This is a genomic window from Luteibacter sp. UNC138MFCol5.1, from assembly GCF_900110505.1.
GTDB lineage: Bacteria > Pseudomonadota > Gammaproteobacteria > Xanthomonadales > Rhodanobacteraceae > Luteibacter.
This window is the reverse complement of record NZ_FODZ01000005.1, coordinates 108,304-131,183: the sequence shown is the minus strand read 5'-3', so window position 1 is coordinate 131,183 and position 22,880 is coordinate 108,304. Positions and strand designations below refer to the sequence as shown.

The 22,880-nt window shown below is 67.9% G+C and carries 21 protein-coding genes; 11 read left to right on the top strand and 10 right to left on the bottom strand.

The window, feature by feature from the left end:
* Positions 1-79 precede the first annotated feature (79 nt).
* Positions 80-1,927, bottom strand: coding sequence for a reprolysin-like metallopeptidase (locus BMY69_RS14770; RefSeq protein ID WP_090179659.1), 1,848 nt, complete (start codon positions 1,925-1,927; stop codon positions 80-82).
* A gap of 225 nt (positions 1,928-2,152) precedes the next feature.
* Between BMY69_RS14770 and BMY69_RS14765 the strand changes: the two genes are divergently transcribed.
* The 3 genes from BMY69_RS14765 to BMY69_RS14755 all read left to right on the top strand — a co-directional run bounded on the left by BMY69_RS14765 (position 2,153) and on the right by BMY69_RS14755 (position 7,891).
* Positions 2,153-4,453 (top strand): NADP-dependent malic enzyme, encoded by a 2,301-nt coding sequence (locus BMY69_RS14765; protein ID WP_090057383.1) that lies wholly within the window; start codon positions 2,153-2,155, stop codon positions 4,451-4,453.
* Between the two features lie 288 nt (positions 4,454-4,741).
* On the top strand, positions 4,742-7,435 hold the full coding sequence (gene aceE, locus BMY69_RS14760) for a pyruvate dehydrogenase (acetyl-transferring), homodimeric type (protein WP_090057380.1): 2,694 nt from the start codon (positions 4,742-4,744) through the stop codon (positions 7,433-7,435).
* A gap of 123 nt (positions 7,436-7,558) precedes the next feature.
* Positions 7,559-7,891, top strand: a complete 333-nt coding sequence (locus BMY69_RS14755; protein WP_090179658.1) for a DUF4377 domain-containing protein — start codon at positions 7,559-7,561, stop codon at positions 7,889-7,891.
* Between the two features lie 67 nt (positions 7,892-7,958).
* On the opposite strand, the gene BMY69_RS14750 is transcribed toward BMY69_RS14755, so the two are convergent.
* From BMY69_RS14750 to BMY69_RS14735, 4 genes are all read right to left on the bottom strand, one after another.
* A complete protein-coding gene (locus BMY69_RS14750) occupies positions 7,959-8,282 on the bottom strand; it encodes a hypothetical protein (protein ID WP_090179655.1) in 324 nt (107 codons plus the stop codon).
* 98 nt (positions 8,283-8,380) lie between these two features.
* A complete protein-coding gene (locus BMY69_RS14745; RefSeq protein ID WP_090179654.1) occupies positions 8,381-9,052 on the bottom strand; it encodes a glutathione S-transferase in 672 nt (223 codons plus the stop codon).
* Positions 9,053-9,096: 44 nt separating this feature from the next.
* A complete protein-coding gene (locus BMY69_RS14740; protein WP_090179651.1) occupies positions 9,097-10,401 on the bottom strand; it encodes a thioredoxin family protein in 1,305 nt (434 codons plus the stop codon).
* A 62-nt stretch (positions 10,402-10,463) separates the two neighbouring features.
* Positions 10,464-11,723, bottom strand: a complete 1,260-nt coding sequence (locus tag BMY69_RS14735; protein ID WP_090179649.1) for an MFS transporter — start codon at positions 11,721-11,723, stop codon at positions 10,464-10,466.
* A 111-nt stretch (positions 11,724-11,834) separates the two neighbouring features.
* On the opposite strand from BMY69_RS14735, the gene BMY69_RS14730 reads away from it, so the two are divergent.
* Positions 11,835-12,542 (top strand): hypothetical protein, encoded by a 708-nt coding sequence (locus BMY69_RS14730; RefSeq protein WP_090179646.1) that lies wholly within the window; start codon positions 11,835-11,837, stop codon positions 12,540-12,542.
* A 36-nt stretch (positions 12,543-12,578) separates the two neighbouring features.
* Here BMY69_RS14730 and BMY69_RS14725 read toward each other — a convergent pair whose 3' ends face one another.
* Both BMY69_RS14725 and BMY69_RS14720 read right to left on the bottom strand, forming a co-directional pair.
* Complete coding sequence (locus BMY69_RS14725; protein ID WP_090179644.1) at positions 12,579-13,400, bottom strand: ferritin-like domain-containing protein; 822 nt, start codon at positions 13,398-13,400, stop codon at positions 12,579-12,581.
* Between the two features lie 72 nt (positions 13,401-13,472).
* A complete protein-coding gene (locus BMY69_RS14720; RefSeq protein ID WP_090057363.1) occupies positions 13,473-13,886 on the bottom strand; it encodes a universal stress protein in 414 nt (137 codons plus the stop codon).
* A 218-nt stretch (positions 13,887-14,104) separates the two neighbouring features.
* Between BMY69_RS14720 and BMY69_RS14715 the strand changes: the two genes are divergently transcribed.
* From BMY69_RS14715 to BMY69_RS14695, 5 genes are all read left to right on the top strand, one after another.
* Positions 14,105-14,557 carry a hypothetical protein gene (locus BMY69_RS14715; protein WP_090057361.1) on the top strand — a complete coding sequence of 151 codons (453 nt, stop codon included), beginning with the start codon at positions 14,105-14,107 and terminating at the stop codon, positions 14,555-14,557.
* A 295-nt stretch (positions 14,558-14,852) separates the two neighbouring features.
* Positions 14,853-15,380: a peroxiredoxin gene (locus tag BMY69_RS14710; protein WP_090057358.1), complete on the top strand. Its 528-nt coding sequence runs from the start codon at positions 14,853-14,855 to the stop codon at positions 15,378-15,380.
* A gap of 2 nt (positions 15,381-15,382) precedes the next feature.
* Positions 15,383-15,925 (top strand): hypothetical protein, encoded by a 543-nt coding sequence (locus BMY69_RS14705; protein ID WP_090179641.1) that lies wholly within the window; start codon positions 15,383-15,385, stop codon positions 15,923-15,925.
* Positions 15,926-15,986: 61 nt separating this feature from the next.
* Entirely contained in the window at positions 15,987-16,742 is a 756-nt protein-coding gene (locus BMY69_RS14700; RefSeq protein WP_090179639.1) for a DUF2884 family protein, read from the top strand.
* Between the two features lie 66 nt (positions 16,743-16,808).
* Positions 16,809-17,243: a PA2169 family four-helix-bundle protein gene (locus BMY69_RS14695; RefSeq protein ID WP_090057352.1), complete on the top strand. Its 435-nt coding sequence runs from the start codon at positions 16,809-16,811 to the stop codon at positions 17,241-17,243.
* Here BMY69_RS14695 and BMY69_RS14690 read toward each other — a convergent pair.
* Together BMY69_RS14690 and BMY69_RS14685 are read right to left on the bottom strand one after the other, a co-directional pair.
* Positions 17,240-17,455 carry a hypothetical protein gene (locus tag BMY69_RS14690; RefSeq protein WP_090057350.1) on the bottom strand — a complete coding sequence of 72 codons (216 nt, stop codon included), beginning with the start codon at positions 17,453-17,455 and terminating at the stop codon, positions 17,240-17,242. The genes BMY69_RS14695 and BMY69_RS14690 overlap by 4 nt on opposite strands.
* A gap of 111 nt (positions 17,456-17,566) precedes the next feature.
* A complete protein-coding gene (locus BMY69_RS14685) occupies positions 17,567-19,966 on the bottom strand; it encodes an ATP-binding protein (RefSeq protein ID WP_177191191.1) in 2,400 nt (799 codons plus the stop codon).
* Positions 19,967-20,253: 287 nt separating this feature from the next.
* Between BMY69_RS14685 and BMY69_RS14680 the strand changes: the two genes are divergently transcribed.
* Positions 20,254-20,892, top strand: coding sequence for a response regulator (locus BMY69_RS14680; RefSeq protein WP_254779386.1), 639 nt, complete (start codon positions 20,254-20,256; stop codon positions 20,890-20,892).
* 118 nt (positions 20,893-21,010) lie between these two features.
* Positions 21,011-21,832 carry a DUF2884 family protein gene (locus tag BMY69_RS14675; RefSeq protein ID WP_090179633.1) on the top strand — a complete coding sequence of 274 codons (822 nt, stop codon included), beginning with the start codon at positions 21,011-21,013 and terminating at the stop codon, positions 21,830-21,832.
* 87 nt (positions 21,833-21,919) lie between these two features.
* Here BMY69_RS14675 and BMY69_RS14670 read toward each other — a convergent pair whose 3' ends face one another.
* Entirely contained in the window at positions 21,920-22,876 is a 957-nt protein-coding gene (locus BMY69_RS14670; protein ID WP_090179630.1) for a D-2-hydroxyacid dehydrogenase family protein, read from the bottom strand.
* Between the last annotated feature and the right edge of the window lie 4 nt (positions 22,877-22,880).

Here is a 22,880-nt window from a genome sequence, read left to right as displayed (position 1 = left end):
GAACCGGCGGGAGCCGGAAAGGCGCCCATGAGGCCAGACGGGGTGGCGGTCGTGCTGTCGGCGTCACCCGTAGTCAATGTCAGCGCGCCGCGCGCTTCACGACGGAAAAGTCCGACGTGGTCACTGCGAAGAACGGACGTCTGTCGCACCGGACCCGCACGCGCGCACGATCGCTGGCGATGTGGTCCGGCAACACCGGCGCCGCGTCGCCGTCGTTCGGTTCGTCCACGGCGATCGTGGTCCAGTCGTCACCGCCATCGAGCGACAGGTCGACGTCGACGAAGTGGCAGGCGATCGGGTCGGCATCGGTGCCGGCAACGTTCCAGCGCAGCGGCATCGATTGGCCGGCTGTCGCCGTCGCGGGAACGTCGACGGCGAAAGCCTGGCCGGTATCGACGACGTGCACGCGCGCGTTCGCCTGGGCGAGCGTCGACGACTCGCCCGCGTTGTCGCGGACGGTCAGCGTGAAAGCCAGCGTGCGCGTCCCCGTGGGCAGGCGCTCGCCCGTTCCGCCGTCCTGACCGCGCAACGCGTCCGCCATGCGCGGAAACGTGCGCCGGCCGGACGTCGTCGGCGGCCATGAGCGGAACAGGATGCCGTCGGTGTCCGCACCTGCGCCGCCATACGCGCCCACCTGTTCCCACGCGTACGTCAACCGGCGGCCGCGCTCGCCGGGTGTGGCGAGCGCCTCGAGCGCGAAGGGCGTGCGCGCGGGCACGACGATCCATTCGTCGAGCTGGCGTGGGTCGATCCACGGCGCGGTCGCGCCGTTCAGCCGCTTCGTCGCACAGCGGCCGCCGAGCGACGAAAGCCAGTCGTGCATCTGGCCGATGCTCACGGCATGGAAGTAGCGATCCGCGCGCGCCTGCAGCGTCGCGGCGGGCGCGCAGGTCGCCGACGCGTATCCCATCGCCGTGCTCCCGCTGCCAGGTTCGACCGCGTGATCGCCTAGCGCGTCGCGCTGGCACCCCGCGGCCGTCGGCCACGCGCCGAGCTGGCGCCCGAGGACGTGGATGAAGAAGTCGAGGCCCTGCGGCGACGTCGCCGGTTCTTTCGTTCCGCTCCATGCGGCCGCCTTGTGGGTCGCCATGAAGTCGGCGTCGCGGGCGTCGCTGCACGAGGTGCTGACCTCGCTTTGTCCGCCCGACATGTCCAGCAGCGCATGACCGATGTCGTAGTTCGCCCCACCGACGATGCCGTCGATCCATTCGACCGCCGTGGGGACGGGATCGCCACGCAGGAACGGATCCTGGCGTGCCCGTATCGGGATCAACCGGTCGCTGTCTTCCACGAGCGTGAAGTGGACGCCCATGTCCGTTTCGAACACCTCGTTCGCCCGGTTGACGAGGTGGACCACCTCGCCGAGCGTCTGCGCGACGGTACCTCCGGCTTTCGTCGCGTACCCGCTGTCCGTGGCGACCGCGAGGCGGAAGTCGTAACGCACGCCGCCTTGGGCACGGGCGTTGGCTCCGGACGCGTGTCCCTTGCGCGAATCCGCCTTGCCGGCGCCGGGGACTGGCGGCACCACCTTCGCGTCGGCCGGGCTCGCCGACGCCGGCGCCGTCCATCCGCCCCCCTTCGTGGCACGCGCCACCCATTCGTTCGCGCCGTCGCGCACCGCGAGCCGGAGATCGTCGTTCGCCAGATCGAGGCGGGCCGTGCGGTCGAGCGGATCCACGCCCCGGAAACTCCGCAGTCCCGGGAAGCGTCGCGCGAGGCCGGGCGGCACGGTGCGCGAATCGCGCAGCTCGAAGGTGGACGAGGCGCCGTCGCCGACAGGCAACTCGACCGGCACGCCCGAATCGGGTGCGCCGATGGGCAGCGCGAGCAGGGCGTCGCGCAGGGCGTCGGACGAGGCGTCGGCCGCCACGGCGGCGGGTGACGCGATGACGGCGAAGAGGGTGAGGAGCAGGGCGAAACGGCGCATGACGGCTCGTGCTTGCGAGAGGAGCCGGCGAGCGTACGCAGCCGCACGGTCGCGCAATGCCGGCACGCGTCCTTTCGAAAGGTCGTTTTCGATATCACTGCTTGTCGCAATGCATCACAACGTCGAGGGCGGAGCCCGCGTGGGGCGGTGCTACCATGGCCGCTTGCGCGGAGCCCGACGGCCCGCCAGCGCTCTTCCTTCCGTTATCACGTCCCACAGGATCCCATGGCCATCTCCGAGGAACTGAGGCAAGCCGCTCTCGAATACCACCGCCTTCCCCGTCCGGGAAAGATCAAGGTCACGCCGACCACGTCGCTGCTCACCCAGCGCGACCTGTCGCTCGCGTACTCGCCCGGCGTGGCCGCGGCGTGCGACGCGATCGTGGCCGATCCGCGCGAAGCGGCGGACCTGACCGCGCGGTCCAACCTCGTCGCCGTGATTTCCAACGGCACCGCGGTGCTCGGGCTGGGCAACATCGGCGCGCTGGCGAGCAAGCCGGTGATGGAAGGCAAGGGCGTCCTGTTCCAGAAGTTCGCCGGCATCGACGTGTTCGACATCGAGATCAACGAGACCGATCCCGACAAGCTGGTCGACATCATCGCCAGCCTCGAGCCCACGTTCGGCGGGATCAATCTCGAGGACATCAAGGCACCCGAGTGCTTCATCGTCGAGCGCAAGCTGCGCGAGCGCATGAAGATCCCCGTGTTCCACGACGATCAGCACGGTACCGCGATCATCGTCGGCGCCGCCGTCATCAACGCGCTGCTCGTCACCGGCAAGAAGATCGAGGACGTGAAGCTGGCGACCACCGGCATGGGCGCGGCGGGCATCTCCTGCGTCGACATGCTGGTGACGCTCGGCATGAAGAAGGAGAACATCCTCGCGTTCGATCGCGACGGCGTGCTTCACAGCGGCCGCACCGATCTGGACCCCGACAAGCAGCGTTACGCGCGCGACACCGACAAGCGGACCCTCGCCGAGATCGTCGAGGGCGCGGACATCTTCCTCGGCCTTTCCGCCGGCGGCATCCTCAAGCCGGAGATGGTCGCCACGATGGCGGAGCGCCCGATCATCTTCGCGCTCGCGAACCCCAATCCGGAGATCCTGCCGGAAGACGCGAAGGCGGTGCGCCCGGACTGCATCATGGCGACGGGCCGTTCGGATTACCCGAACCAGGTCAACAACGCGCTGTGCTTCCCGTACCTCTTCCGCGGCGCGCTCGACGTCGGCGCGTCCGTCATCAACGAAGCGATGAAGGTGGCCTGCGTGCAGGCCATCGCCGAGCTGGCGCGTCGCGAGTCGTCGGACGTCAGCGCCCGCGCGTATGGCGGCAAGCCGCCGAGCTTCGGTCCGGACTACCTGATCCCGCAGCCGTTCGATCCGCGCCTCCTGATCCAGCTGCCGCCGGCCATCGCGCGCGCCGCGATGGACTCGGGCGTGGCCGAGCGTCCGATCGAGGACTTCCCGGCGTACATCGAGAAGCTGACGAGCTTCGTCTTCCGCACCGGGCTGCTGATGAAGCCGGTGTTCGATCGCGCGAAGGCCGATCCGAAGCGCGTCGTCTACGCCGAGGGCGAGGAAGAGACCGTGCTGCGCGCCGTGCAGACCGTCGTCGACGAAGGGCTGGCGCGCCCGATCCTCGTCGGCCGTCCCGACGTCATCGAGAAGCGCATCGCGCGGGCGGGCCTGCGCATGAAGCCCGGAGTCGACTTCGAGATGTGCAACATCCACTCGGATCCGCGCTTCGAGGACTACTGGCGCCTCTACCACTCGATCATGGAGCGTCGCGGCGTCACGCCCGCGTCGGCCAAGGCCGTGGTCCGCTCGCGTCCCACGGTGATCGCGGCGCTGATGGTCGAGCGCGGCGAGGCCGACGCGATGATCTGCGGCCTCGTGGGCACGTACCAGAGCAAGCTCGATTACATCTGCGACATCATCGGCCTGGACGAGGGCCTCGCCGAGGCCTCGGCCATGGCGGCCGTCGCCACCGAGAAGGGCACGTTCTTCTTCCTCGACACGTACGTGCAGGAGGACCCGACGGCCGCGCAGATCGCCGAGGCGACGCTCCAGGCGTCCATCCGCCTGAAGCTGTTCGGCATCCAGCCCAAGATCGCGCTGCTCTCGAACTCCAACTTCGGCAGCCGCGAGACGCGCAATTCGCGCAAGATGCGCGAGGCGCTCAAGCTGATCCGCGAGCGCGTGCCCAAGCTGGAAGTCGAGGGCGAGATGCAGGCCGACGTGGCGCTCACCCCCGAGCTCCGCGAGCGGATCTTCCCGAACTCGCGGCTGGAGGGTAAGGCCAACGTGTTCGTCTTCCCGAACCTCGATGCCGCCAACACGGCCTACAACATGGTCCGCGTCCTCTGCGACGGCGTCGTGATCGGCCCGATCCTCATGGGCGTGGCCAAGCCGGCGCACATCCTGACGCCGCAGGCCACGGTCCGTCGCGTGGTCAACATGACCTCGGTGGCGTGCGTCGAAGCCCAGATCCGCGCAGGCAAGCCCCGGACCGTCGTAACCGATTGATTTGAAATGCTGACCGGCGTGCTCCTCAGATAGGAGCGCGCCCTGCGCTCGACATGTTTCGAGGCCGGCGCCCGGAGCTGGCGCGCCGGCCTTGAGGACAGGGGCGAAGAGCGGTCGCGCGCAGGGCGCGCTCCTACGAAGGTCACGGCTGGGTAGGGTTTGACACGATCCAAACCGCCATACGGCCGCGTATCCGGAAACGTTGCGCTATCATGGAAAGGTTTTCCCGCCACCCCAGCGGCCTCCTTCAGTCCCCATGAGCGCGCGTCACGCGCGAGCGGAGCATCCATGGACCAGATCGACGATTCCCTGAATCAGGACCTCGACCCCACCGAAACCCGTGAATGGGTCGAGTCGCTCAACGCCGTCATCAACCACGACGGCACCGAGCGCGCGCACTTCCTGCTGGAGCGCATGGTCGACTCCACGCGTCGCGCCGGCGGCTACCTGCCGTTCGATCCGACCACCGAGTACGTCAACACCATCCCGCCGCACATGGAAGCGCGCAGCCCGGGCGACGCCGCGATCGAATGGCGCATCCGCTCCCTGATCCGCTGGAACGCGCTGGCGACGGTCGTGCGCGCCAATCGCAAGCCGGGCGACCTCGGCGGCCATATCTCCAGCTTCGCCTCGTCGGCGACGCTGTACGACGTCGGCTTCAACCACTTCTGGCGCGCGCCGAGCGCCGACCATCCGGGCGACCTCGTGTTCCACCAGGGCCACTCGGCCCCGGGCGTGTACGCGCGCTCGTTCCTGGAAGGCCGCCTGAGCGAAGACCAGCTGGACCTCTTCCGCATGGAAGTGGCCGGCAAGGGTCGTGGCCTGTCGTCGTATCCGCACCCGTACCTGATGCCGGACTACTGGCAGGCGCCGACCGTCTCGATGGGCCTCGGTCCCATCCAGGCGATCTACCAGGCGCAGTTCTGGAAGTACCTCGAGCACCGTGGCCTGATGCCGAAGACCGATCGCAAGATCTGGTGCTTCATGGGCGACGGCGAGTCGGACGAGCCGGAATCGCTGGGCGCGATCGCGCTCGCCGGCCGCGAGGGCCTCGACAACCTGATCTTCGTCATCAACTGCAACCTCCAGCGCCTCGATGGTCCGGTTCGCGGCAATGGCAAGATCATCCAGGAGCTGGAAGGCGTCTTCCGCGGCGCGGGCTGGAACGCGATCAAGGTCGTCTGGGGCAGCTACTGGGATCCGCTCCTGGCGCGCGACACCTCGGGCAAGCTGCGCCAGCTGATGATGGAAACGGTCGACGGCGAGTACCAGGCGTGCAAGGCCTTCGGCGGCGCGTACACGCGTGAGAAGTTCTTCGGCAAGTACCCGGAGACCGCCGCGCTCGTCGCCAACATGTCCGACGACGACATCTGGCGCCTCAACCGTGGCGGCCACGATCCGCACAAGGTGTACGCGGCGTACCATGCGGCCGTGAACACCACGGGCATGCCGACCGTGATCCTCGCCAAGACGGTGAAGGGTTACGGCATGGGCGCCGCCGGCGAGTCGCAGAACCCGGCGCACAACACCAAGAAGATGGACGACGAGGCGATCCGCGCGTTCCGCGACCGCTTCAACATCCCCGTGCCCGACGACAAGCTCGCGGACGTGCCGTTCTACCATCCGGGCAAGGACTCGGAGGAAGTGCAGTACATGCTCGAGCGCCGTCGCGCGCTCGGCGGTTCGCTGCCGCAGCGTCGCCGCAAGGCCGACCAGTCGTTCAAGGCGCCGTCGCTCGACGCCTTCGAGCAGATCACCAAGGGCTCCGGCGATCGCGAGATCTCGACCACAATGGCGCTCGTTCGCGGCATGAACCTCATGCTCCGAGACAAGGAGCTCGGTCCGCGCATCGTGCCGATCGTCGCCGACGAAGCGCGCACGTTCGGCATGGAGGGCATGTTCCGCCAGATCGGCATCTACGCGCCGTTCGGCCAGAAGTACCGTCCGCAGGATGCCGACCAGCTGCTGTACTACCGCGAGGACCAGAAGGGCCAGGTGCTGCAGGAAGGCATCAGCGAAGCCGGCGGCATGAGCGCCTGGCTCGCGGCGGCGACGAGCTACAGCGTCAGCAACACGCCGATGCTGCCGTTCTTCATCTACTACTCGATGTTCGGCTTCCAGCGCATCGGCGATCTGTGCTGGGCGGCGGGCGACATGCGCGCGCGCGGCTTCCTCATCGGTGGCACCTCGGGCCGCACCACGCTCAACGGCGAAGGCCTGCAGCACGAGGACGGCCATTCGCACCTGCTCTCCGGCGCGATCCCGAACGTCGTGTCGTACGACCCCACGTTCTCGTACGAGCTGGCGGTGATCCTGCAGGACGGCACGCGCCGCATGATGCAGGAGCAGGAAGACGTCTACTACTACATCACCGTCATGAACGAGAACTATGCCCACCCCGACCTGCCGAAGGGCAGCGAGGAAGGCATCGTCAAGGGCATGTACCTGTTCAAGGACGGCGGCAAGGCGAAGAAGAACGAGCCGCGCGTGCAGCTGATGGGCTCGGGCACCATCCTGCGCGAAGTCATCGCCGCGGCGGAGCTGCTCGAGAAGGACTTCGGCGTCACGTCCGACATCTGGTCGGTGCCGAGCTTCTCGGAAGTGCGTCGCGAAGGCTTCGACGCCGAGCGCTGGAACCGTCTGCATCCGGAAAGCCCGCAGCGCGTGCCGTACGTCACCGGCCTGCTGGCCGATCGCCAGGGTCCGGCGATCGCCGCCACCGATTACGTCCGCGAGTTCGCCGACCAGATCCGTGCGTTCATGCCGGACGGCATGCGCTACACGGTGCTCGGCACGGACGGCTACGGTCGTAGCGATACCCGCGCCAACCTGCGTTCCCACTTCGAGGTCGACCGCTACTGGATCGCCCAGGCCGCGCTCGCCGCCCTCGCGAAGGAAGGCAAGGTCAACGCCAAGGACGTCAGCCGCGCCATCAAGGAATACAAGCTCGACATGGACAAGCCGAACCCGATGACGGTCTGACCGCCATCGAATGCTGACGCGACGAAGGCCGGAGCGATCCGGCCTTCGTCGTTTTCGCATCACGCCTCGTCCATACTGCGGCTGCTATTACCTGTGCCACAACGATTCAAGGGTCGCTCCGTCATGCGCATCGCACTTCCGGCCATCGCCGTTCTCGCCATCACCGCCTGTGCCACCGGTCCCGTCGAGCATGGCTCGCGCTCGCGGCTGCTCTACATCGCATCGACCAAGGCGCCGTGCACGAACGGTGTGATGAAGACGGAATGCCTGCAGTACCGCGAGGAGCCGACGCAGCCCTGGCAGCTCAATTACGCGCCCGTGGAAGGGTTCGAATGGAAGCAGGGCAACGAGTACCTGCTGAAGATCACCGAGGTGCACGCCAGCGACGCGCCTGCGGACGCGTCCCGCGTGACATGGCACGTCGACAAGGTGGTCGAGCAGCACCCCGTTCCCTGACGCGCGTTTCGCGAGGCCAAAAAAAAGCCGGGATCGCTCCCGGCTTCGCCCTGCCCTGCAGGAGGCTTCAATCGTCGTCGCGCAGCGCGTGGCGGATCAGCAGGAACGTCCCGATCGCCGCGGCGGCGATGCCGATGGTCACACCCGGATTGCGGCGCACCTGCTTGCGCAGCTTGCGGTACTGGTACGTCGCCTCGTCGGCGAAGTCCTCGGCGAGGTAACGGACGCGCTTGCCGTTTCCGCGGCTGGCGAGCTTGTTGGTGACGCGCCGGCTGCGTTCCAGCAGGTCGCTGCCGACACCCGTGGCCTCGTCGGCGTAATGACGGACGCGGCCGGAAACGCCGTTGACGGCGCTCTCCACCTGACGTGCGAATTCGCGATTTCTGCTCATCGGAAGGCTCCCTGTGAAGCTCGTTACTGACGGGTCCCGACTTTGCGTTCGCTGCCGTGAGTACGATGTAAACGTGGGAAGCCGGATTGAACAGGCATTCAGCGTGCGAGTGCGTACTCGCCGCCGCGCTCCAGCGCCGCGCGATAGGCGGGACGCGCATGGATCCGCGCGAGGAACGCCTTCAGGCGCGGCCGCGAGGCGTCCAGCCCGGCACGGCTCGCGGCGGCCTCCAGCGGGAAGCTCATCTGGATGTCCGCCGCGGTCAGGGTGTCTCCCGCGAAGTAGTCCGCGTCGGCGAGCTGCGATTCCAGATAATCCAGGTGCAGCTTCAGCTGGGGGTCGACGAAGGTCTTCTGCGCCCCGCGCGCGAGCATGCGCGCGATCGGCTTGGCGAAGAACGGCACCGGCGCGGTCTCCATGCGGGTGAAGACGAGCTTCAGCAGGAGCTGGGGCATCGCCGAGCCTTCCGCATAATGCAGGAAATAGCGGTAGCGAAGCGCTTCCGGCGTCCCGGCCGCGGGCCTGAGCCGCCCTTCGCCGTAGCGGTCGACCAGGTATTCCACGATCGCGCCGGACTCGGCCACCGTCACGTCCCCGTCCACGACGACTGGCGACTTGCCGAGCGGATGGACGTCGCGCAGCGCCTTCGGCGCAAGCATCGTCTTCGGGTCGCGCTCGTAGCGGACGATCTCGTAGGGGAGGCCGAGTTCTTCCAGCAGCCAGAGCACGCGCTGCGATCGCGAGTTGTTGAGGTGGTGGACGACGATCATGTGCCGGCTCTCTCATGAGGGAGCCGGCAGCGTAACAGGTGCGGTCAGCCGGCCGACGTCAACGATGCCTGCAGTTTCTTCACCTGATCCGGAAACGCCTTGCCTTCGGCGGCCGTGGTGGCGGCGACCACCTTCTTCGCCTCCGCGTCGCGATTCGTGGCACGCAGCGCCTTCACCTGGTAGGTCGCGACGACGATGCGGTTCGCACCGTAGGCTTTCTTCGCGGCCGCATCGAGATAGGGAAGGGCTTCGGCCGCCTTGCCGCTTTCGACCAGGCGCCTGCCGTAGCGATAGTTGTAGACGTAGTCGTCGGGCCAGGCGGCGATCAGCTGCTTCTCCAGCGTGTCGAGTTCATCGCCGGCCTTCGCGCGGACGAGGTAGACCCGAAGGTTGTCGGCGAGGTTGCGGTCGCTGCGGAGATCGCCGTGGAGCTTCTCGCGGCTGAGATCGATGGCCTTGCGCAGGACCGCCTGCTCCCCGGCGGTATCGCCGAGGGCCGCGTCGAGGTCAGCGGCGGTGAGTACCGCGCTCCGCTGATCGGCGCACGCGGGCGCGGCGGTGAAGACCTGGGTGGACAGGAACGATTCGTACGGTGCCTTCTGCGGCGCGAGCAGTGTCTTGCGATCGGCGTCCGGCTGCGACTTGCTGGCGCCGACGAGGTCGTCGAGCACGTAGGGACGCTCGCAGCCGATGTCGCCGGCCAGCACCTTCGTCGCGGCATCGACGATGCCCTTGTCGTCCTTCGCGTCCTTCGCCTGCAGCAGCAGGAGGCGTTGCTTCGCCAACGCCACGCGCTTGTCCTTGTCGGACACGTTCCGCACCATCGGCGGCAGGGTGGCGAACCAGGCCATGCCCTCCTTGCCGGCATAGTGCAGCTGGTAGGTATCGAGCACGTCGGCGACCGCCGCCATCGAGCCCTTCGCCGCATCCGCCTTCAGCTTCGACAGGCGCGCGTCGCCGGACAGGATGCCGGCCACCTCCTTGTAGAACGTGTCGCGCGGACGCTCCGCGAGGATGCGGCCGAGCTCTTCGCCGTCGGGGCCGATGGCGACATAGGTGGGCAGGAAGTGGACGTTCCACTTCGTCATCCAGGCCTTGTCGGCCGGCTTGTCGGCATCCGCCTCGTAGAACACGACCTTGCTGTTGAGGTCGTCCCACTCCTTGCCGTTGAGCACGTGGCTCGCCATGAAGTAGCACGAGTAACACCACACCGCCTGGAAATCGACGAGGACCGGCTTGTTCTCGCGCTTGCCCTGGGCGAGCGCGGCGTCGAGGCTGGCGGGCGACGTATGCGCCGCGAACGCGGGCGCGGCGGTGAGAACGAGAATGGCGACGAGCAGGCGCTTCATGGTGATACCGTCCCCTTTTGGAGGTATAGACGGCCAACCAATAGCACGTTTTTTCGTCCGTGTCAGATGGTGCCGGTGGCGCCTTCGACCGGCTCCGGGTCGGATACCAGGCCTTGCCGGCGGCGCAGCGAGGGAAACCACCACATCCAGAGGCCCACCACGACCAGGGTGCCGATGCCGCCGATCAGGGTCGCGTTGACCGCGCCCAGGGCGGCGGCCAGCAGGCCGGATTCGAACTCGCCCAGCTGGTTGGAGGTGTTCACGAAGATCGCGTTGACCGCGCTGACGCGGCCGCGCATGTCGTCCGGGGTTTCCAGCTGGACGAGCGCGCCGCGGATGACCATGCTGACCATGTCGAACGCGCCGAGGGCGAACAGGGCCGTCACCGAAAGCCACAGGGTGGTGGACAGGGCGAAGACCAGCGTGGCCACGCCGAATCCGGCCACCGAGGCGAACATGATCGGGCCGACCCGGCGTTCCAGCGAATGGCGTGTCAGCCAGAGCGACATGAGGAGGGCGCCCACGGCGGGAGCGGCCCGGAGCACGCCGAGCCCCCAGGGGCCCGTGTGGAGGATGTCCTTCGCGAAGATCGGCAGCAGCGCCGTGGCGCCGCCCAGCAGCACCGCGAAGAGGTCGAGCGAGATGACGCCGAAGACCGCCGGCCGATGGCGGATGAAATGCACGCCCGCGAAGAGGGTTTTCAGCGTCGCCGGTTCGCGGCGCGGCGGCAGGTGGTCGTACGCCAGTCGCGTCATCAGCGCCAGCGCGACCAGGTAGAGCAGGGCGGATACGCCGTAGACCGTCGCGGCGCCGGCGACGTAGAGCAGGCCGCCGAGGGCCGGTCCGGCGATCATCGCGGCCTGGCCGGCCGCGGCGTTCGCGGCCATCGCACGCGGCAGCACCGTCGCCGGCACGAGCGCGGGCAGCATCGATTGCAGCGCCGGAAACTCGAAGGCCTTGGCGGTGCTCACGACGAAGACCAGCCCCAGGATGCCGGCTTCGTTCAGGTGCCCCGACAGGCTGAAGCCGGCGAGCAGGGCGATGGCGATCCATTCGACGGCCTGGCAGACCGTGACGATGCGGCGGCGATCGAACTGGTCGGCGACGTGACCGGCGGGGAGGGCGAGGAGCACCGAGGGAATGAACTGGGCGAGGCCGATGAGGCCGAGGTCGAGGGCACGGTGGGTGATCTCGTAGACCTGCCAGCCGACCGCGACCGACATCATCTGGAAGCCGAAGCTGGAGGCGTTCTTCGCGAACCAGAACTGCACGAAGGCGCGATAGCGAAGCAGCGACACCGCTCCGGGGGAAGATGGCGGCATGGGCGTTCCTTTGAGGCGATCCCCGATTTTACTCCCGGCCGCCGCGCGAAATTGATCGGCGCGGCCCTATCGGCGAAGCTAGGTCCTTTCCTGCCGGGGGTTCGCAAGATCATGCGCCGTATCGCCATCCTTCTCGCCAGCGCCGCGCTCGCCACCGCCTGTTCGTCGCCGCAGGACCAGCAGGCCGCGCAGGCGCCCGCCGCGAACAACCAGGCCGAGGAAGCGGCGAAGAAGCTCGAGACTTACCAGCAGCTCGTCAAACTGCACAACGACGGCCCGGCGGTGCAGCTCGGCCACGAGATCGTCGACAAGTATCCGGACACGCCGGCGGCGACCGAGGTGAAGAAGACGCTCGACGGGCTCGAAGCCAACTACAAGGCCACGAGCGAGAAGAATCGCCTGGCGGCGCTGTGGCTCTACCAGACCTCGCCCATGCAGGGCGGCACGCAGAGCACGGCGACGATCCAGTCGAGCCGGCCCACCGGCGACCAGACGGTACGGCTGATCCTGCGCCGCCACACCGCCTGGGGGCAGAGCGTGTTCCTCTATGCCACGAGCGGGAAGGGCTTCGTCTGCAAGGGCGACTGCTCGCTGAAGGCGACGTTCGACGGCAAGACGAAGACGATCAAGGCGTTCCGGCCGCCGACCGGCGAACCGGCGCTGCTGTTCCGCAACGACGCCCAGTTCCTGAAGGACCTGGCGAAAACGAAACGCCTGACCATCGACGTGGTCACCATCAGCCGCGGCGAAACCACGCTGACGTTCGAGACCGGCGGGTTCGATCCGGACAAGTGGACGGCGCTGCCGAAGAAGAAATGACCCGCACCGTCGCACCGGCGAGGGCCGGTACGACGATCAGTGCAGGAACAGCTTCTCGGTGATCCGCGTCAGCGGCCACTCGAGCATCGCGTTGAGCTTCGGCGGAAGATCCAGCGGACGCAGCAGCATCTTCACGGTCATCTCCGCGGGGATGTGCCGCTTGAGCAGGCCTTCCGCGCGCGCCGTGATCCGGCGGAACTCCGCGTCGTCGTGCGCCTTTTCCGGATAGCGCACGTTGAACACGTGGCGCAGCGCGATGTCGCTGTCCTCGTTCTTGATCTCGCGCAGGCGCTTGAGCAGCGTGCGGAAGGTGCTCAGGCGGCCGATGCGGTCGCGCGTGCGATAGACGCGGAAGTGCTGGTAGAAATGCTTGTAATGACGCACCTCGTCGCTCTTGATGAGGTTGGTCAGCTCGCGCAGCACGGGTTCGTCGGTGACGTCGTTGAGCGCGCGATAGAGGCTCGCGGTGCCCGTCTCCACGACGCAGCGCGCCGCGAGCTCGAGGCCGCGGTTGGGCTCCAGCTCCTCGGCGGTGCACACCGAGCCGTAATGCGCGAAGAAGTTGCGGAAGCCGGTATCCCAGTCGAACTCGGGCCAGACGTGCTTCACGTAGGCCGCGAGGGCGCGGCCGTGCTGGAGTTCCTCGTGCTCCCAATGATCGCGGAGCCAGCCCTGCAGTTCGTCGTCGCCGGCGAAATGGTCGACGAGGTTGTGCGTGTAGAGATCGGACCCGCTCTCGACGAACGACGAGCTGCAGAGCAGCAGGAAAAGGTCTTCGTTGGCCCTGACCTTCTCGATCTCGATGCGCGAGAGGTCCAGTTTTTCGAGCGTCCATGGCAAGGTGGCGGCATAGCTCACTGCGGGTGTTCCTCGATCACTTGGTCGTGCGCCCCCTTCGGGCAATGACCGGATTGTGACAAAGGCGGGCCGTCAGCGCACCACGGTGACCGGCACATGGGCTTTCGCGAGCACGTCCGTCGAGGTCGAACCGACCAGCCAGCGGGCCAGGGCGCCCCGTTCGCTGTGGCCGATCACGATGTGATCCACGCCGTGCCGGGCGACATAGGAGAGCAGGGCATCCCCGGGGCTCCCCTGGAGCAGCTCGACGTCGACCGGCACCCCGCCACCCTGCGCGAGGCCGGCGACCTCGTCCCGCAGCGCGCGCAGCCGATCGTCGCTGTTGTCGGTCATGAGCAGGGCGGAGACGTCCGCCCCGTTCTCCAGCTGTTCGACCCGGATCACGTGGACCTTCGCCCCGGCGCAGGCCGCCAGTTCGAGGGCGAAACCATAGGCCCGGCGGGCGGTCGCGGAACCGTCGTAGCCGACGAGGATGTTCTTGGGCATGGGGATGGCCTCCTGGGGGTTGGGTCGATCTTAGGCCGAGCCCGAAGTGTCGGCGAGGGCGCTTCACGAACCGTCCGACAAACCCTCTCGTTCGCTGAACGGCCCTCGCGACGCTCCGTGTTTCTTCACATTCGTGAGCGGAGAATCCGCCCCGTAAGTGGTTGCGAGCCACCATGCCGCGCCATTCGTCGTCACCTCAAAAGCAGGGAGAACCACACATGATCAAGCGCATCACGGGTATCGCCGCCGTCGTCCTGGCCGCCGCGGGCGTCTTCGCCGCCCAGCCGTCGGCTGCCGCCGAGGCCGCGACCAAGTGCCACATGACGTTCAGCACCACGGGCTGGGCCGCCATCTACAAGAAGGCCGACGGCCGCGGCCATGTCCGCTGCGATAACGGGCAGAGCGCGGACGTGATCATCCACGTGCGTGGCGGCGGCCTCACCGCCGGCAAGTTCAGCATCGAAGGCGGCAAGGGCGAGTTCACCAACGTCAAGGGCATCAGCGAGATCTACGGCGAATACGCGAGCGGCGGCGCCAACGCCGGTATCGTGAAGTCGGCCGAGAGCGCCGCGATGACCAAGGGCGAAGTGTCCCTGGCCGTCACCGGCACGGGCCGCGGCTTCAACCTCGGCGTCGACCTGAGCAAGTTCGAGATCGAGCGTCTCAAGTAAGGCGCCAAAGGCGCCTTACGTGTAGGAGCGGACCTGGCCGCGATAGCTTTAGCGAAGCATTCAAGGACCGACATCGCGCCACTGAACGATTGCTTTCAGGCCGCGCCAACCCGCCAAAGGCGCCTTACGTGTAGGAGCGGACCTGGCCGCGATAGCTTTTAGTGTCTCGACGATCGCGGCCGGGTCCGCTCCAACCGATCACCGAAGCGCCCCCAGGGGCGCTTTTTCGTGCGCGCCATCCCATCGTCGCCACGGCGAGTACACTCACGCGATTCCACTCGTCCAGAGGTTCCCCATGCGTCGCCTCCTCAGCCTCATCGCGTTGTCCCTCGTCACCGTCTCGGCCTGGGCCGCCGGCCCCGCCGTGGGCGACAAGGCCCCCGATTTCCGCCTCCAGGACCAGAAGGGCGACTGGCATACGCTCGAAACCCACCAGGGCAAGTGGCTCGTCCTCTACTTCTACCCGAAGGATTTCACGGCCGGCTGCACGACGGAGGTCTGCACCTACCGCGACGACACCGCCAAGCTGCACAAGGCCGGCGCGGTGGTCCTCGGCGTCAGCCTCGACGACGTGAAGTCGCACGCCGAATTCGCCGAGAAGTACCACGTGCCGTTCCCGCTGCTCTCCGACGCCGACAGCGCGGTCGCTGTGAAGTACGACGTGCTGACCACGACCCCGACCGGCAAGAAGTACGCCCGTCGCGAGACGTTCCTGATCGACCCCAGCGGCAAGATCGTCAAGGTCTACAAGGACGTCGATCCGGAAAAGAACTCCGGCCAGGTGCTCGCCGACATCGCGGCCCTCAAGAAGGCGGGTGCCTGATCGTGCCCGTCGCCATCTGGGGGCCGAAGCGTACGCGGCCCTTCGCGCTCTGGCGCATCGTCGTATGGATCATGATGCTGCTCGCCGCGGTCGGCTTCGTGATCCATGCGTTCGCGGCCGTGGTCAGCGCCGGCGCCATCGGGGCGGTGAGCACCGAGGCGCTGGCGGCCGGCGTGCCCGACCCGCGCGTGCGGCTGATGTGGTCGCTGGCTTATGCGCTCGCCGCGTTCGTCACGATCGCCGTCACGCTGTCGGCGCTGCGCTGGCGCGCCTGGAGCCGTTCCGTCCTGCGCGTGATCGCGCTCGTGCTCGCCGTCTGGTTCGCCTGGACGGCCTGGATCGAGTTCGGCCAGTGGAAGCAGGTCGGCGCGGTGCTGGCCCAGGCGGGGCTTTCGGCGGACGACCTGGCCGAGTGGACGCGCCGCCGGACGATCCTGCTTGCCGGCGTCGTGCTGAAACTCGTCTCGATACCGGTGCTCGCCTGGCTCGCATGGGTGCTCGGCACCCTCCGCGTCCGTCAGCAGTTCGCGGCACCTTCCCTCTGAGCGCGGTTCAGCCCCTATTCGCGCGCCGGCCGCTATCGAAGGGTTTTCCGGAAGGGCATCCATGAACGCACGCCGCCTGCTGACCTTCGCCATCGCGATCGGCGCCACGTGCGCCGCTTCCGCCCAGGATCTCGCCACGACGTGCCGTGTGGCGAGCACCTACGACCTGACCGTGAAGCCCGAGGCCCTGCTCTTCGACCGCGCCGACGGCGCGCCCCGCAGCGTGTCGATGCACGACGGCGCCCTGCGCACCGACGGCCGTGCGGTGACGTTACGTCCGGACGAGCAGGATCGCGTGGGCATGTTCGAAAGCCGCGTCCGCGCCCTGGTTCCCAGGGCGAAGGCGATCGCGAACGACGGGGTCGATCTCGCCGCCCGCGCCGTGCGCGACGAGGCGGCGACGGCCGCTCCGAACGCGGTGGCCAGCGGCGAGCTCGACCGCGTGCTCGACACGCGCGTGGCTGACATCAAGCGCCGCATCGCCGCGAGTCAGAGCACCCGCGACTGGCAGGAGGACGCGATGCGCGCCTACGCGCAGGAGATCGTCGCGGACGTCGGCCCCGTGCTGACCCAGGACGTGGGCAGCGAGGCGATGCAGCTGGCCATGAGCGGCGACCTGCAAGGCGCGGCCGCCTTGCGCGATCGCGTGGCCTCGGTATCGACGGGCGGTCAGGCTCGCGTGGTCGCCAGGCTGCAGGCGGCGCTGAAGCCTCGTATCCAGGCGCTGTGCCCGTCGATCCAGGAACTGGTGGACCTGCAGTCGGGCCTGAAAGATGCGTCGGGTCGGCCGTTGCAGTTACTCGAACTCGGTGAATGACCGCCCGCTGACCGGAATCCCTGACGTTTAGGACCGGCTAAGTGCCGTGGGTCTAAGGTCTGGCCCATGGAACGCACTTCGACCCGAGTGGTAAATGGCCTGATCAGGCGAGTGATTGCGGACCGCGACCTCTACCGGCAAGCCGCGCGCGGCGTCCGCGAACCCGGCCTCAAGGCCATCCTCGAAGAATCAGCCGATGCATTGACCGCGATCGCCGGCGACCTGCAGTCGCAGGTGACGGCCACCGGCGCCCGCCCGGCCACCGCGGGTGGCCCCATGAGCGGCGTGCGCCGGACGATGATGGAGGCGTCGGTGAAGCTTTCGCACGATCCCGACGTGACCTACATCCGCACCCTCGAGCAGATGGAGCGGCGCCTGCTCGATGCTTTCCTGAAACTCGAAGCGACATCGGGCGATCGCGCCCTGGTCGGACGCCACATCGCGCGTTTGCGCCTGCTGCACCTGGACATGACCAATCTGGGCGGCGCCGCCGGACGTTAGGCGGCGCGGAGCAGACCCAGCATGCGATGCAGGCAGCTGTCCGCCGACACCATGACCGGCTGCCGCGTCGCCAGCGTCTCGCGATCCGCGAAGAAGTTCGCGAATGCGATGGCATCGGCGGGATCCTTCCGCACGGCGATCTGCATGCCCTCGCGAAAGATGCCCCAGCCGTCGCTCGTATCGGCGATGTGGTAATCGATGATCTCTGTCACGTCGGCCTTCCTCTGCAGTCGGCTTAGGATTTCGCTGACAGGATGGCGGAACGCGCCGGCACCGCATATCAGACTAGTCTGAAAATGAAGGCCGGATTTTTCAGACGTTTCTCATTCCTCGACGACAGAAGACGCTGCGATACGTTCCAGCCGGACGATGAAGCGCTCGAGCGCCGCGCGTATCGCGGGCAGTGCCTCGAGGCCGGCCACAGGGTCGCCGCGCAGTAACGTCAGCAGCGCTTCCGCCTGCATGCACTCGGGCGAGTCGCCGAACATGCGCATGCCGCCGAGGACGCGGTGCACCCACGCCGCGGCATCGGTGGTATCGACGACCCGGTCCAGGGCCTCCAGGTCGTTGCGCGTGGAGGCGATGAACCGCTCGACCATGGCCGGGAGCAACGCGAGATCGCCATACGTGCCGACCCACGCGTCGTCATCCCATGGCATCGGCAGGGAGGCGGCGGACGCACGGCCGAGCAGGGCGTCCAACTCCGCGAGGCGGACCGGCTTGGTGACGAAGTCGTCCATGCCCAGCGCGAGGCAGCGCTCCCGTTCTCCCGGCATGGCGTTGGCGGTCATGGCCGCGATGCGAAGCGATGCGCCGCGCTCGCGCAAGGTCCGCGTCAACGCATAGCCGTCCATCACCGGCATGTGCAGGTCGGTGAGCAGGATGTCGACCTCGCGCGTCGCGAGCAGGTCGAGCGCTTCCCCGCCGTCGTGGACGACGTGACAGCGATGGCCGAGGCGTTCGAGCTGCACGGCGACGAGTTCGCGATTGATCGGGTTGTCCTCGGCCACGAGCACATCGAGCGGCCGTCCGGCATGCCGGGGTGCGTGTGTGCGGTTCTCGTTGGCGAAGCTTCCCGCCACGATGTCGAGAGCGATATCGAGTGTCACGCAGGTTCCGATGCCCTCGTCGCTCGTCATTTCGATGCGTCCGCCGAGCAATTCCATCAGGCGTCGGCATATCGCGAGTCCTAGTCCGCTGCCTCCGAAGCGGCGCGTGGTCGACGTTTCGGCCTGGCTGAAGGGCGCGAAGAGCCGTTCGACATGCTCCGCCGCGACGCCGATGCCGGTATCCCGCACGAGGATGCGCAGGTGCTGGCGCCCCTCCTCCGTGTCGACGACGTCGACACGGACGTCGATGCCGCCGGACGCGGTGAACTTGACGGCGTTGCTCACGAGGTTGAGCAGCACCTGGCGCAGCCGGGTCGCGTCGCCCATGAGCAACGGGGCGAGCGCGGCATCGATCGCCACATCGAGCGTGAGACCCTTCTCATGAGCACGCGCCCTGAACAGGTCGGCGACGGCGGTGACCACGTCGCGCAGGTCGAGCGGCGCGCGTTCGATGCTCAGCTTGCCGGCCTCGATCCGGGAGAAGTCCAGCACGTCGTCGAGGATGCGCAGCAGGCTCTCCGCGGAGTTCGACGCGGTATCGAGCAGGCGGCGCTGCCCGTGTTCCAGCGGCGTGTCCCCGAGCAGCTCGAGCATGCCGATCATGCCGTGCATCGGCGTGCGGATCTCATGGCTCATCACGGCGAGGAACTGGCTCTTCGCTTCCGCCGCCACCTCGGCGGCCCGTTTCGCTTCCGCGAGGTGTTCGGCGTGTTCGAGCCGGCGTCGCGTCTCTCTGCGCAGCCGGACATGGGCGTGAGCGAGACATCCGAGCACCGCGAGCAGCGCGAGGCCGAACGGGCCCGCTTTTCGCGCGACGTCGCGCCACGACCCGCCCCAGGTATAGACCGAGCGGAGCCAGGTGTTGCGCAGGGAGTGGGCACGGCGTTCCGGCACCGCGGCGAGCGCGCGGTCGAGCAAGGGGACGAGGCGGGCGAGGCGTCGGTCGACGGCGATGGAGAGTTCGGCGCGTTCGTCGGTCGCCGCCGCGAGCTTGAGCCGCGCCGCATGGTCGCGGCGCATGACGTACTCGGCGGTGGCGATGTCCCCCATGTAAGCGTCCGCGCGACCCGCCTCGACCGCATCGAGACCCTCCGCCACGGAGTGCACGTCGGCGGCGATGACGTCCGGAAGCGCACCGACCGCCCGGGCGATCGCCCCCTGCGACAGGTTCGCCACGACGCGCCGACCGGCGAGATCCGTCGAACCCGCGATCGGGGCCGCATCGGCCCGCGTCACGACGACGATGGGAAACTCCGTATACGGCGCGGTAAACACGAAGCGGCGACCGAGCGCGTCGTTGTAGCGCGAGGCCGAAGCGAGCAAGTCGATATCGCCCGCGGTGGCGCGGGCGACCGTGTCGGACCAGTCGCTCGTGCGCACGACGACATGGCGCAGGCCGAGCGATGTCAGCGCGTCGGCGAGGTAATCGAGCGCGAGTCCGGTGGGAATGCCGTCCTTGCCGTTGAACGAGATCGGCGCTGCCGTCGGATCCATGCCGACGCGCAACGGCGGAAGGCTGGCGAGCCATGCGCGATCGTCGTCGCTCAGCGGAGCGCGCTGGTCTGGCGCGTCGCAGCCCGGCGACTCCTGTCGTCCCCGAGCGTCTCGCTCCATGGCGTTCGCGGACGCGAGCGTGTCGGCCTCGCGTCGCTCCGGAGGTCCGATGTTCTCACACGCGCGCACCGGATCGGCATGAATCGCCCGCGCCTCATTGCCGGTAGAAAGGGGCGCCGCGTAAGCGTTCACGCAGGTCGCGGCGAGCCACAAAATGGGCAGTTTTCTCAATAGCGTCATGGCGTTCCTTCGACCACGCACAGGGGTTTCCTGTAATCTCCACGATGGTACGACGAGTAACACATCTCACGGAGGGCGGGTGCACCTTTCCGCCTGCGAGGAAACGCATGGTTCTGCGCACGATCATCGCCGACGATCACCCTGTGGTCCTGATGGGTACCCGCGCGGCGCTCGAAGGCACGGGCGATATCGACGTGGTCGGCGAGGCAGCCAATGGAGATCAGCTGGTCGATCTGCTGGCGACGCATCCGTGCGATGTCGTGGTCACCGATTTCTCGATGCCCGGCGGCCGCCACGGCGACGGCCTCGCGCTGATCGATCTGGTGCGTCGTCGCTATCCGCGCCTGCCCATCGTCGTCCTGACGATGGTGAACAACGCGGCCGTGCTCCACACGATGCGGTCGCGCGGCGCGCTCGGCCTGTGCGACAAGCGCGCACCGCTGAAGGAGGTCGCCGTCGCCGTGCGCCAGGCGGCGGCGGGTCGCGCATTCCTCAGCGACACGATACGACGCCAGTTCGACGCCGCGGGCGTGCACGACACCTCCGAGGTGGCGCGGTTGTCGGCCCGGGAGATCGAGGTCGTGCGGCTCTACGTCAGCGGCATGTCGATTTCGCAGATCGCCGAGCGGCTCAGCCGCAGCGTCAAGACCGTCAGCCGGCAGAAGCGCGACGCGATGCGCAAGCTCGGCATCGATCACGACAGTCGCCTGTCCGAATACGCGCGCGAGCGAGGCCTGGCCTCCTGACCCTGCCGGAAGTCACCGGTGACGAACGACCCGCGCGCGGACGGGCCGTCGGGGTTTAAACCATCCCCGTGTCGGGCGCATCCGACGTTGCGCCTATTCGTCCCCGGGGAGAAGGACCATGCGTCATCCGCTGATCGCCATCGCCATCGCCACCACCGCGGCATTCGCGTCCGCGTCCGCCAGCGCGGCGGGCGGCGCCAGTTTCAGCACGGACACCTGCCGGTACGACTATTCGACGCCCTTCGACGTGGACGTCACCGCTGCCGGCCTGTCGTTCCACCGGACGGACGGCAGCCCCGCGAAGGTGTTCCTCCACGACGGGACCCTTCGCGTCGACGGCAAACCGGTGACGGTGTCCGATGCCGACGCCGTGGCGTTGCGCCGTTACGAGGACGGCGTGCGGAAGCTCGTGCCCGAGGTGGCCGCGATCGCCCGCGAAGGCGTGTCGATGAGCTACGAGGCGATGACGAGCGTCACGCTCACCTTCGCGGAAGGCGACCAGCGTGCGGAGATCCTCGAGAAGCTCAAGCGCAAGCAGGCGGATTCGTTGCGGTCCATCGACGAGGGCATCGGCGCCGGGCACTGGTCGTCGAACCGCATGGCCGAGACGGTCGCGGGATCGGTGTCCGACGGCGTCGGCGAGCTCGTCGGTTCGGTGACGTCCAGCGCGGTGACGGCCGCGCTTTCCGGCGACACGTCGAAGGTCGCCGCGCTCCAGGCCCGCGCGGACTCGCTGGACAAATCGCTCAATCGCGAGATGAACAAGCGATCCAGGGCGCTCGAATCACGCACCGCGACGATCTGTCCGCGCCTCGACGCACTGGCCGAGCTGCAGCGCGCCTGGAAAGTACGCCTTCCCGACGGAAAGCCGCTGGAACTGATGACGATCAAGCCGAAGCACAGTGGCGACAACGACCACGACAAGGTCGCATCGTTCTGACGCCGATCCGTCTGCACTCACCTGGCTTCGGGTGGGAGCGCGCTCGCGCGCGAAAGGCGCTCGCGACAGCACCCGTCGCCGCGAGCATCACCGCACCGCCGCCACCCGATCGAGCCACGCCACCAGATTCGCCACCGTGTCGCCATGGAACGTCCGGTACATCTCTTCCGTGACGTAACCGATGTGCGGCGTCGCCAGCACGTTCGGCAACGTACGGAACGGATGGTCGGGCGGCAGCGGCTCCTCCGCGAACACGTCGATGGCCGCGCCGGCGATCCGCCGTTCGCGAAGGGCGTCGATCAACGCCGCCTCGTCCACGATGGGGCCGCGCGAACTGTTGACCAGGAACGCGGATGGCTTCATTGCCGCAAGCTGGTCGGCACCGACGAGGCCGCGGGTGCGGTCGCTCAGCCGCGTATGGATCGTGAGCACGTCCGATCGCGCGAAGAGCGCATCCTTCGGCACGCGTGTGGCGCCGGCCGCCGCCGCATCGTCGTCCGTGAGGTTCTGACTCCACGCGATCACGTGCATGTCGAAGGCCTGGGCGATGCGCGCGACGCGGGAACCGATCCTGCCGAGGCCGACGATACCGAGCGTCTTGCCGCGGAGTTCGGTGCCGAGACCCACCTGCCATCCTCCCGCGCGGACGGAGGCCGCCTCGGTCGCGATGCCGCGCACCAGGCCGAGGATGGCCGCCCAGGTGAACTCGATCGTGGGCGTGGAGGAGTAATGCGTGTGGACGACTTCGACGCCACGCGCCGCCGCGGCCTCCTCGTCGATCGAGGCGTTGCTTCCGCCGGTCGAGGCGATGAGCCGCAGGCGCGGCAGGGCCGCGAGGAGCGCCGCGTCCACCGGCGTGCGCTCGCGCATCACGCAGATGGCGTCGAACGGCGCGAGCCGCCGTGCCAGCGCTTCGCGATCGGCGAGGTGGTCGCGGAAGACCGTGACGTCGGCACGGCCTCGTAGTGGGGACCAGTCGGCGCTCGTCAGGGCGACGCCCTGATAATCGTCGAGTATCGCGATGCGCTTCGTCGCGTCGTTCATGAGG

Coding starts and splice junctions, on each gene's coding strand:
- BMY69_RS14675 (WP_090179633.1), top strand. CDS start 21,011: ATGCGTCATCCGCTGATCGCCATCGCCATCGCCACCACCGCGGCATTC.
- BMY69_RS14745 (WP_090179654.1), bottom strand. CDS start 9,052: ATGATCGTCGTCCACCACCTCAACAACTCGCGATCGCAGCGCGTGCTC.
- BMY69_RS14710 (WP_090057358.1), top strand. CDS start 14,853: ATGCGTCGCCTCCTCAGCCTCATCGCGTTGTCCCTCGTCACCGTCTCG.
- BMY69_RS14730 (WP_090179646.1), top strand. CDS start 11,835: ATGCGCCGTATCGCCATCCTTCTCGCCAGCGCCGCGCTCGCCACCGCC.
- BMY69_RS14695 (WP_090057352.1), top strand. CDS start 16,809: ATGGAACGCACTTCGACCCGAGTGGTAAATGGCCTGATCAGGCGAGTG.
- BMY69_RS14735 (WP_090179649.1), bottom strand. CDS start 11,723: ATGCCGCCATCTTCCCCCGGAGCGGTGTCGCTGCTTCGCTATCGCGCC.
- BMY69_RS14765 (WP_090057383.1), top strand. CDS start 2,153: ATGGCCATCTCCGAGGAACTGAGGCAAGCCGCTCTCGAATACCACCGC.
- BMY69_RS14740 (WP_090179651.1), bottom strand. CDS start 10,401: ATGAAGCGCCTGCTCGTCGCCATTCTCGTTCTCACCGCCGCGCCCGCG.
- BMY69_RS14755 (WP_090179658.1), top strand. CDS start 7,559: ATGCGCATCGCACTTCCGGCCATCGCCGTTCTCGCCATCACCGCCTGT.
- BMY69_RS14750 (WP_090179655.1), bottom strand. CDS start 8,282: ATGAGCAGAAATCGCGAATTCGCACGTCAGGTGGAGAGCGCCGTCAAC.
- BMY69_RS14685 (WP_177191191.1), bottom strand. CDS start 19,966: ATGGAGCGAGACGCTCGGGGACGACAGGAGTCGCCGGGCTGCGACGCG.
- BMY69_RS14715 (WP_090057361.1), top strand. CDS start 14,105: ATGATCAAGCGCATCACGGGTATCGCCGCCGTCGTCCTGGCCGCCGCG.
- BMY69_RS14670 (WP_090179630.1), bottom strand. CDS start 22,876: ATGAACGACGCGACGAAGCGCATCGCGATACTCGACGATTATCAGGGC.
- BMY69_RS14700 (WP_090179639.1), top strand. CDS start 15,987: ATGAACGCACGCCGCCTGCTGACCTTCGCCATCGCGATCGGCGCCACG.
- BMY69_RS14770 (WP_090179659.1), bottom strand. CDS start 1,927: ATGCGCCGTTTCGCCCTGCTCCTCACCCTCTTCGCCGTCATCGCGTCA.
- BMY69_RS14720 (WP_090057363.1), bottom strand. CDS start 13,886: ATGCCCAAGAACATCCTCGTCGGCTACGACGGTTCCGCGACCGCCCGC.
- BMY69_RS14680 (WP_254779386.1), top strand. CDS start 20,254: ATGGTTCTGCGCACGATCATCGCCGACGATCACCCTGTGGTCCTGATG.
- aceE (WP_090057380.1), top strand. CDS start 4,742: ATGGACCAGATCGACGATTCCCTGAATCAGGACCTCGACCCCACCGAA.